At 58.9% G+C, this 8,474-nt stretch carries 11 protein-coding genes and 1 pseudogene; 4 read left to right on the top strand and 8 right to left on the bottom strand.

Features of this window, described 5'->3' with window-relative positions:
- Positions 1–578: pseudogene (locus R6T97_RS14395) on the bottom strand (phenylalanine--tRNA ligase subunit alpha); the annotation flags it as partial.
- A gap of 458 nt (positions 579–1,036) precedes the next feature.
- On the opposite strand from R6T97_RS14395, the gene R6T97_RS14390 reads away from it, so the two are divergent.
- Positions 1,037–1,663, top strand: coding sequence for a hypothetical protein (locus R6T97_RS14390; RefSeq protein ID WP_410349986.1), 627 nt, complete (start codon positions 1,037–1,039; stop codon positions 1,661–1,663).
- Positions 1,664–1,874: 211 nt separating this feature from the next.
- On the opposite strand, the gene rplT is transcribed toward R6T97_RS14390, so the two are convergent.
- The 4 genes from rplT to pyk form a co-directional block, all read right to left on the bottom strand.
- Positions 1,875–2,237 carry a 50S ribosomal protein L20 gene (gene rplT, locus R6T97_RS14385; protein WP_410349985.1) on the bottom strand — a complete coding sequence of 121 codons (363 nt, stop codon included), beginning with the start codon at positions 2,235–2,237 and terminating at the stop codon, positions 1,875–1,877.
- Positions 2,238–2,254: 17 nt separating this feature from the next.
- Positions 2,255–2,455 (bottom strand): 50S ribosomal protein L35, encoded by a 201-nt coding sequence (gene rpmI, locus R6T97_RS14380; RefSeq protein ID WP_410349984.1) that lies wholly within the window; start codon positions 2,453–2,455, stop codon positions 2,255–2,257.
- A 153-nt stretch (positions 2,456–2,608) separates the two neighbouring features.
- Entirely contained in the window at positions 2,609–2,836 is a 228-nt protein-coding gene (locus tag R6T97_RS14375; RefSeq protein ID WP_410349983.1) for a hypothetical protein, read from the bottom strand.
- Between the two features lie 33 nt (positions 2,837–2,869).
- Positions 2,870–4,315, bottom strand: coding sequence for a pyruvate kinase (gene pyk / locus R6T97_RS14370; RefSeq protein WP_410349982.1), 1,446 nt, complete (start codon positions 4,313–4,315; stop codon positions 2,870–2,872).
- A gap of 130 nt (positions 4,316–4,445) precedes the next feature.
- Between pyk and R6T97_RS14365 the strand changes: the two genes are divergently transcribed.
- From R6T97_RS14365 to R6T97_RS14355, 3 genes are read left to right on the top strand one after another with little or no spacing between them, the layout of a single operon-like run.
- Positions 4,446–5,183, top strand: coding sequence for an N-formylglutamate amidohydrolase (locus R6T97_RS14365; RefSeq protein ID WP_410349981.1), 738 nt, complete (start codon positions 4,446–4,448; stop codon positions 5,181–5,183).
- 12 nt (positions 5,184–5,195) lie between these two features.
- Positions 5,196–5,489 (top strand): DUF1244 domain-containing protein, encoded by a 294-nt coding sequence (locus R6T97_RS14360; RefSeq protein ID WP_410349980.1) that lies wholly within the window; start codon positions 5,196–5,198, stop codon positions 5,487–5,489.
- Positions 5,490–5,496: 7 nt separating this feature from the next.
- Positions 5,497–5,937 carry a TerB family tellurite resistance protein gene (locus R6T97_RS14355; protein ID WP_410349979.1) on the top strand — a complete coding sequence of 147 codons (441 nt, stop codon included), beginning with the start codon at positions 5,497–5,499 and terminating at the stop codon, positions 5,935–5,937.
- Between the two features lie 159 nt (positions 5,938–6,096).
- On the opposite strand, the gene R6T97_RS14350 is transcribed toward R6T97_RS14355, so the two are convergent.
- The 3 genes from R6T97_RS14350 to R6T97_RS14340 form a co-directional block, all read right to left on the bottom strand.
- A complete protein-coding gene (locus R6T97_RS14350) occupies positions 6,097–6,963 on the bottom strand; it encodes a D-amino-acid transaminase (RefSeq protein WP_410349978.1) in 867 nt (288 codons plus the stop codon).
- The gene (gene dgcA, locus R6T97_RS14345; protein ID WP_410349977.1) at positions 6,960–7,919 is read right to left on the bottom strand and encodes an N-acetyl-D-Glu racemase DgcA; all 960 of its coding nucleotides are present in this window, start codon (positions 7,917–7,919) and stop codon (positions 6,960–6,962) included. Before dgcA ends, R6T97_RS14350 begins: the two co-directional genes overlap by 4 nt.
- 81 nt (positions 7,920–8,000) lie before the next feature.
- Positions 8,001–8,474: DUF1611 domain-containing protein (locus R6T97_RS14340; RefSeq protein ID WP_410349976.1), on the bottom strand; the 474-nt coding region annotated here is incomplete at its 5' end.

The raw sequence follows: 8,474 nt of genomic DNA, 5'->3' as shown, positions 1-8,474 counted from the left end.
CAGATGATGCGGGTCGGCGCGCCGGTCTTTTCCATCGAACGTATCTGCACGGGGCTGGTATGGGTGCGCAGCACATGCGGCGGGCGGTCGTCACCTGCGGCGCGGTGGGTATAGAAGGTGTCCATCTCGGCCCGCGCGGGGTGGTGACCGGGGATGTTGAGCGCGTCGAAATTATACCAATCGCTTTCGATCTGCGGACCTTCGGCAACGCGAAAGCCCATGTCGGCGAAGATCGCGGTGACCTCTTCGGTCACCTGACTGATCGGGTGGATGGTACCCTGCGGGCGCGCGCGTGACGGCAGGGTAACATCCAGCCATTCATCGCGCAGACGGGCATCAAGCGCGGCATCGGCCAGCGCTGCTTTCTTGGCGGCCAACGCGCTGTTGATCTCGTCCTTGAGCGCGTTGAGCGCGGGGCCTGCGACCTGGCGTTCTTCGGGGCTCATCTTGCCCAGTTCGCGCATCTGCAAACTGATCTCGCCCTTCTTGCCCACGGCCTGCACGCGGAGGTTTTCTATCGCGGCCTCATCGGCGGCATTGGCAATCAGGGTCAGGTATTTTTGTTTCAGATCGTCCATCGGGCGCCTCTTGCAATCATCCCAGCGGGGTTAGCGAAATGGCGACATGGTTGCAAGCAGCACGAACATTCCCGCAGCCCCTTGGTGGGCGGCCCGACTGTCTGTCCAGTCATCATCTTATACGTAGATCAAAAGGGGACGGGCCTGCCGCAAACGGTTTCCGGCCCCGACTGGCGTTTTGCGCCACCATACTGCCCTTGAAGCCACCACCCCCCCGTCTTGAGTGCAAGACATGCGACTGGCGCGGATTGGTCCGACATCGGCTTTCGTACCACTCCAAACATCTGCGATGTGAATGACATGCGCCAAGCGCGTCCATCAAAAGATCACAATTGAGGTTCATTCTCCTTAATCCTGCCGAACTAAGCACACATAGCTCAGATACCAAGCGCGTGAAATGAAACTCAAGATACTGGCTTTCAGTGAGTATTTAGTCGAAACTTGTAAGGTTGCGTCAATTGTCCAGTCTATTCAGCAACACAATTTGTCTTTCAGATTGTGACCAAAACACCCGCGTCACTGGCGCTCGTGCTTTCCTTAAAAAATTCCATCAGGATGAGCGTGGCGTTGCAACGGTCGATTTCGTGGTCCTGACCGCGATCACCGTTATACTCGGGTTGGGAGCGTCCGTCACTCTCGTGAATGGGACCCGGGCTTTTGCTACTGACGTCGTCGCCGCTCTGAGTGGGACCCAGCCGCTCGATACAAGCAACAGCGCGAGCGGCGCGGACGGTGGCAGCACCGCAGGCGGCGGTAGCAGCGCAGGCGGCGGTAGCAGCGCAGGCGGCGGTAGCAGCTCGGGTGGCGGTAGCAGCTCGGGTAGCGGAAGTAGCGCAGGTGGTGGCAGCAGCAACGGCGGTGGCGGTGGCAACAGCGGTGGCAACGGCAACGGCAACGGCAACAGCGGTGGCAATGGCAATGGCAATGGCAATGGCAACGGTGGTGGCAACGGCAACAACGGCAACGGCAACAGCGGTGGCAACGGCAACAACGGCGGTGGCAACAACGTAGGTAACGGCAATAATGGCGGTGCAAACAACACTGGTGGCGGTAATTCCAAAAGCAAGCAATCACGCAATAGATAGCGGCAAACACGGTCGCCAGCCCCGCGTGTCTTCAGAATTGGTTGGTTCATGGACTCAAGTAGAAGATAAACGCAGGACAAAAATCCGCTTCATCTTGCTGGCGAGATGTTCCAGAAAGCAACGCCGTCCGCAGGCGTCGGCCTGCCATATCGCAAAATAAAAGGCCGCCCAGTTTCCTGCGCGGCCTTTTCATTTCAAGCAGTTGCGTGGCTTAGGCAGCCAGCGCATCCTTGGCTTTGCCGACGACAGCAGCAAATGCCTCAGGCTCGTTCACGGCCAGATCGGCGAGGACCTTGCGGTCAACTTCGATGCCAGCCAGTGTCAGGCCGTTGATGAACTTGGAGTAGTTCAGTGTCTCATCAACCGCACGCACACCTGCGTTGATCCGCTGGATCCACAAAGCGCGGAAATTGCGCTTGCGGTTGTGGCGGTCGCGGGTTGCATATTGGTTGGCCTTGTCGACCGCCTGTGCCGCGACCTTGAAGGTCTTGGAGCGACGATCGTAATATCCTTTGGCAGCGTCGAGTACTTTCTTGTGACGACGGTGCGTGACGGTTCCACCTTTAACGCGCATATCTCAAATCCCTCTAATTAACGTGCGTAAGGCATCATCGGCTTGATGATACCTTCGTCAGCTTTGCTCAATGTGGTTGTCCCACGAGCGTTACGGAGGAATTTGTTGGAACGCTTGATCATTCCGTGGCGCTTACCAGCCTGGCCGGCCAGAATACGACCAGTGGCCGTCACTTTGAACCGCTTCTTGCAGCTCGATTTTGTCTTCATCTTCGGCATTTCCGTCTCCTGTTTTAGATCGGTCGAAACGCGCGACTCGGCATGCCATGTTGGCCGGACGCGCGGGCTCAAGGGTGGCGGATACGACAGCACCAGCGCCATTGCAAGGGTATTCGGTGTGAGAACTCGCGATTTCAGCCCGGCCGGTGCGGCCTAGTTGTTCACCAGACCGCCCACGACATCGACGATGACGTCATCGACCGTCGCCAAAGAATAAACGCCGGGGTTTTCCTGTGCCGCATAGGCAATGGCCCCCCCTCCCAACACCAGCATGATGACTGCCGTTTTGGGCCAGCGCCAGTCAGAATAGGCGCTGACGGCAGACGGAATTGCAAAGGCCACCAACGCAAGGCCAATCACGAATACAAGATCGAAATCCATTGCAGTGTCCTACTTTTGCGCCCCCTTTTGATCCTAGTCCTGATCGGTAGCGTAAATCAAACGTTCCGCGCATGGTGCGACCCGCAAGATATTTGTAGATCCCGGCGTGTTGAACGGGACGCCCGCAGTGACGACGACCATATCTTCTTCGGTGGCAAGCCCTTCGGACTTTGCCGCCCGCACCGCCTCGATCACCGCATCCTTGAAGCGGTCGACATGGCCGGTCACGACACAGTTTGTCCCCCAAGAAAGGCAAAGACGCCGCGCTGTCCTGATATTGTTGGCCAGCGCAATGATTGGCACGCGCGGGCGTTCGCGCGACACCAAAAGCGCGGTGGTGCCGGATTGCGAGAAACAGCAGATCGCCTTGACGTCTGTCGTCTCTGCAATCTCGCGCGCAGCCGAGACGATCCCGTCGGCGACGGTCTTGCCCTCGGATCGGCGCGACGCTTCGATGATTTCGGTATAGGTCGGGTCGGCCTCGACCTCGCCGGCGACGTTGTTCATCGTGGTGACAGCTTCGATAGGGTAAGAACCGGCAGCCGATTCCGCCGACAGCATGATCGCGTCGGCACCTTCGTAAATCGCGGTCGCCACGTCCGACACTTCGGCACGCGTGGGCATCGGGGAATCGATCATGGATTCGAGCATCTGCGTCGCCACGATCACCGGCTTGGCGGCGGCACGGCATTTGCGCACCAGTTGTTTCTGGATCGGCGGCACGTTCTGCACCGGCAGTTCCACACCCAGATCGCCCCGGGCCACCATGATACCGTCTGATACCGCAAGGATACTGTCAAAAACCTTTACCGCGTTCGGCTTTTCGATCTTGGACAGGATCGCGGCACGGCCCTTGACCAGTGCGCGCGCCTCTTCCACATCCGCAGGTCGCTGCACGAAAGACAGCGCAAGCCAGTCCACGCCCAGTTCGCACACGAATTCCAGATCCTTGCGGTCTTTTTCGGACAAGGCCGCCAAGGGCAGGACAACGTCAGGCACGTTAACACCCTTGCGGTTGGAAATCGTGCCCCCCACGACGACCTCGCAATTGGCGAAATTGGCACCGCAGTCCTTGACCCGCAGCTTGATCTTGCCGTCGTTGACCAGCAGGTGTGAACCGGGCTCAAGCGCATCGAAGATTTCTTTGTGAGGCAGTTTGACCCGGTTCAGGTCGCCGTCTGCATCATCGAGGTCAAGGCGGAAAGACGCCCCTTCGACCAGTTCTTCTTCGCCATTCGCGAAAACCCCGACGCGGAGTTTCGGACCTTGTAAATCGGCCAGAATCGCAATTGGACTGTTGAGGTCTTTTTCAACCTGCCGGATGATTTCATGACGTAACTTGATTTCGGCATGGTCACCGTGCGACATATTCAGGCGGAAAACATCCGCACCGGCCTCGTGGAGCGCCCGGATCATTTCGTAATCATTCGATGCAGGCCCAAGTGTGGCTACAATTTTTACATTGCGGTGGCGTTTCATGTTTATTCCCTCGTGCGTCTGGTTCATCCCGCTGGCCCGTTAGCGGTAACAGCGTGCGTTGCGCCCTTATTGCGCAATTCCATTCCTGCTTCAACTAGCCTAAACGCTGTGTCAAAGGAATGACACTGCAATGACCTACGAACCATTCGAAATCATAGGCGCGGATCGGCCCGGACGGTGGCTTGTCGCCTGCGATCATGCGACAAATAACATACCCGATTGGGTGCATGGCGGCGATCTTGGGCTGCCTGCGGCGGATATGTGCCGACACATCGCCTATGACATCGGTGCTGCGGGTGTGACGCGGCGATTGGCTGAGGCTTTGAACAGCCCCGCGCTCCTGTCGCGCTTTTCGCGTCTGGTATGCGATCCAAACCGTGGCGAGGATGATCCGACAATCATGATGCGCCTTTATGACGGGACCATTATTCCGGGTAATCGCAACGCCGATGAGGCCGAAAAAGAAGAACGGCTGCAACGGCTCTACCGCCCGTATCACGCCGCCTATGCCGATCTGGCCAACAAGATCGACAGCCCGGTGATCTGCGCCGTGCATAGTTTCACACCCCGTTTGAACGGACGGCACCCGCGCCCTTGGGAAATCGGCGTGCTTTATGCCGATGATGACCGGCTGGCGCTGCCCTTCATGGAGGCCAGCCGCGCCCAAGGCTGGTGCACCGGTGACAACCAACCCTACCCAGGCCACCTGCCTGGCGATGCTGTGGACCGCCACGCCCTACGATACGGGCGGCCCAACGTCTTGATCGAGCTACGTCAGGACCTGATCGCGGATGAAGCCGGACAAACACTCTGGGCAAACCGGCTTGCAACGATATTATCAGACACACTCGCCCAATCGGGCCTTTGAGGAGGACACGCCATGGACGACCAGACACGTATAGAGCTTGAAGCCGCCGCCTTTCGCCGCCTGCAAAAGCACTTGATGGAAGACCGGACCGACGCGCAGAACATCGACATGATGAATTTGGCCGGGTTCTGCCGGAACTGCCTCGCGCGCTGGTATCAGGAAGCGGCGAACGAACGCGGTATTCCGATGACCAAGGAAGAAGGTCGCGAGGCATTCTACGGGATGACAATGGCTGAATGGAAGGCCAACTATCAGACCGATGCAACCGCCAAGGCGCAGGCGGCCTTCAAGGACAGCCACGAATAGGACAATCATGCTCGAACGCCTTACCGCATTTTTTGGCAATCCCGGCGGCTATCACACCCCCCTGCCCGAGGCCGATGCCAGCCACGCCATGGGAGCGCTTTTGGTGCGCGCGGCCAAGGCCGACCATACCTATCTTGTCGAAGAAATCGCGATGATCGACAAGATCCTCGCCAGACGGCACGGCATCAACCCTGTCGCCGCCGCCAAGATGCGCGCCGAATGTGAACTGCTTGAACGCAAGATGCCGGACACGACCGGTATCGCGACGATCCTCGAACATGCCATCGGCACCGAGGAAAAAGAGGCCACGCTGATCGCACTCTGGCAGGTCGTCTTTGCGGATGGGGTGAGCCACGACGAAGAAGACCAGCTTCTGCACCAGATCGAAGCGGTGCTGGGTGTCGCGCCGGAACGGGCGAAGGAATTGCAGGCGCAGGCGGAAGGGTAGGACGGGTAACACCGCCCCACTTGTCAAACAGGCGTGAATTGACGCGTCCTTACAATTGACTTATCGAGTTACGGTTTTTGTGCAAGTCGGCATAATCCGCAGGTCAAGGCCCGCACCAACACCACAATATCACAAGGAGCTGGCGGGGCATGCCCCGCCCTACACGGCCACCTTACGGCTCTCTTCCAGATAAATCTCGCGCAGCCGCGCCGCAACCGGCCCCGGGACGCCCGCGCCAACGGCGACACCATCCACTTCGATCACGGGCATCACAAATGTGCTGGCCGAGGTGATAAACGCCTCATCCGCCTCCTGCGCCTCAGAAATCGTAAAGCTGCGCTCTTCGACCTGCATCTGTGCTTCGCGGGCAAACCGCAACACAGCGGCGCGGGTGATCCCGTGCAGTATTTCATTGCCCAGATGGCGGGTGATGATCGTGTTTCCCTTGATGATATAGGCGTTATTCGAGGTGCCTTCGGTCACCGCCCCATCCTCGACCATCCATGCATCATCGACACCGGCAGCCTTGGCCATCATCTTGCCCATCGAGGGAAACAGCAGTTGCACCGTCTTGATGTCGCGGCGGCCCCAGCGCTGGTCTGCGATGGAAATCACCTTGATGCCCTTTTTGGCCGCAGGGCTGTTGGCAAGGCCCGGCTTGTTCTGCGTAAAAAGCACGACAGTCGGCGGCGTCGTCTCTGGGTCAGGGAAGACAAAATCGCGGTCATCGGGCGCACCGCGGGTGATCTGCAAATAGATCATCCCCTCTTCAATCCCGTTCAGGCGGACCAGTTCGCGGTGCACCTCCAACAAATCCGGCAGCACCTCTGGATGCGGCATATCAAGTTCAGTCAATGACCGTTCCAGCCGCCTGGCATGCCCTGCGAAATCAATCAACTTGCCGTCCAGAACAGAGGTCACTTCATATACCCCGTCGGCCATCAGGAAACCGCGATCAAAGATCGACACCTTGGCTTCGTTTTCTGGCAGGTACTCGCCGTTCACATAGACTGTGCGCATGGTCATCCCCAAAGTGCTGCGGCGGGCGGATGCACGCCGTCTTGATCGAATTTCAAAGGTTCTTTCCGGTCTTCGGCCAATAATAAAGGCCCGTCAAGGTCCGTGAAAGCCACACCCTGCGCAAGGATCGTGGCAGGTGCCATCGCAAGCGACGATCCCACCATGCAGCCGACCATGACGCCGTAACCTTCGGCTTGTGCCTGCCGCTTGAGCGCCAACGCCTCGGTCAAGCCACCTGTCTTGTCCAGCTTGATATTCACGATATCATATTTGCCCCGCAGGGCAGGCAAGCTGGCGCGGTCGTGGCAGCTTTCGTCGGCGCAAACCGGCAAGGGGCGGGCAATCTCGGCCAGCATGTCGTCCTGTCCGGCAGGCAAAGGCTGTTCGACCATCTGCACGCCAAGGCGGATCAGATGCGGGGCCAGATCGCCATAGACCTCGGCGGTCCAGCCCTCATTGGCGTCCACGATGATGCGGGAATCAGGGGCACCACGCCGGACTGCCTCAAGACGGGCCATGTCGTCAGGTGTGCCAAGCTTGATCTTCAGCAGTGGACGCGATGCATTCAAGGCCGCCTGCTTTTCCATGGCCTCGGGCGTATCAAGTGACAGGGTATAGGCCGTCACTTCAGGCGCAGGCTCTGGCAGACCCAGCAAATCCCATACCCGCTTGCCTGCACGTTTGGCCGCATGATCCCAAAAGGCGCAATCGAGCGCATTGCGCGCCGCACCCGGCGGCAGCGCATCGGGCAATTCAGGCCAAGCGCCGGAAAAACCCTCAATCTGCTCTGTGACACTGTCCAGCGTTTCACCGTAGCGGGCATAGGGTACACATTCGCCAACCCCACTGGCGCCATCGCCTGCAACCCTAACAGTCAGCACCTCGGCCTGCGTCCGCGACCCGCGGCTGATCGTAAAGACCTGCGCCAATTGAAACACGTCACGAACAACAGATATCTGCATGAACCCTCTTCTCATGTTCTAAAATACCTCCGCCGGAGGCACAAAAGTCAATGCGCCAGCGCGCGTCCAAAGCACAACAGCCTATACTGCCGCCAACGCATCTACTAAACGTGCGGCACCCTGACGGAAAGTATCCACCGTCGGAAGGCCCATCCGCTCTTCCACTTTGGCCATATACGCCAGCGCCTCTTCCTCGGAAAGATGCTGGGTGTTCACCGAAACGCCTACAACCTGACAATCAGGGTTTGCCACGCGTGCAATCGGCAGGGCGGTATCGCGCAATGTCTCAAGGCTGGGCAGACTGTAGTCCGGCAGGCCGCGCATGTGGGTGCGGGTCGGCTCGTGGGCGAGGATCAGCGCGTCAGGCTGGCCGCCGTGGATCAGGGCCATGGTGACGCCGGAATAGGACACATGGAACAGGCTGCCCTGCCCTTCGATATGGTCCCAATGGTCGACGTCATTATCAGGGGTCAGGTATTCGACCGCTCCGGCCATGAAATCCGCGATCACCGCGTCCAGCGGCACACCGCCGCCGGTGATCAGGATACCGGTCTG

The organism is Yoonia sp. (assembly GCF_046498525.1).
Taxonomy (GTDB): domain Bacteria; phylum Pseudomonadota; class Alphaproteobacteria; order Rhodobacterales; family Rhodobacteraceae; genus Yoonia.
Note: the sequence above shows the minus strand (reverse complement) of the source record. Positions and strands in the feature narration are given on the sequence as shown.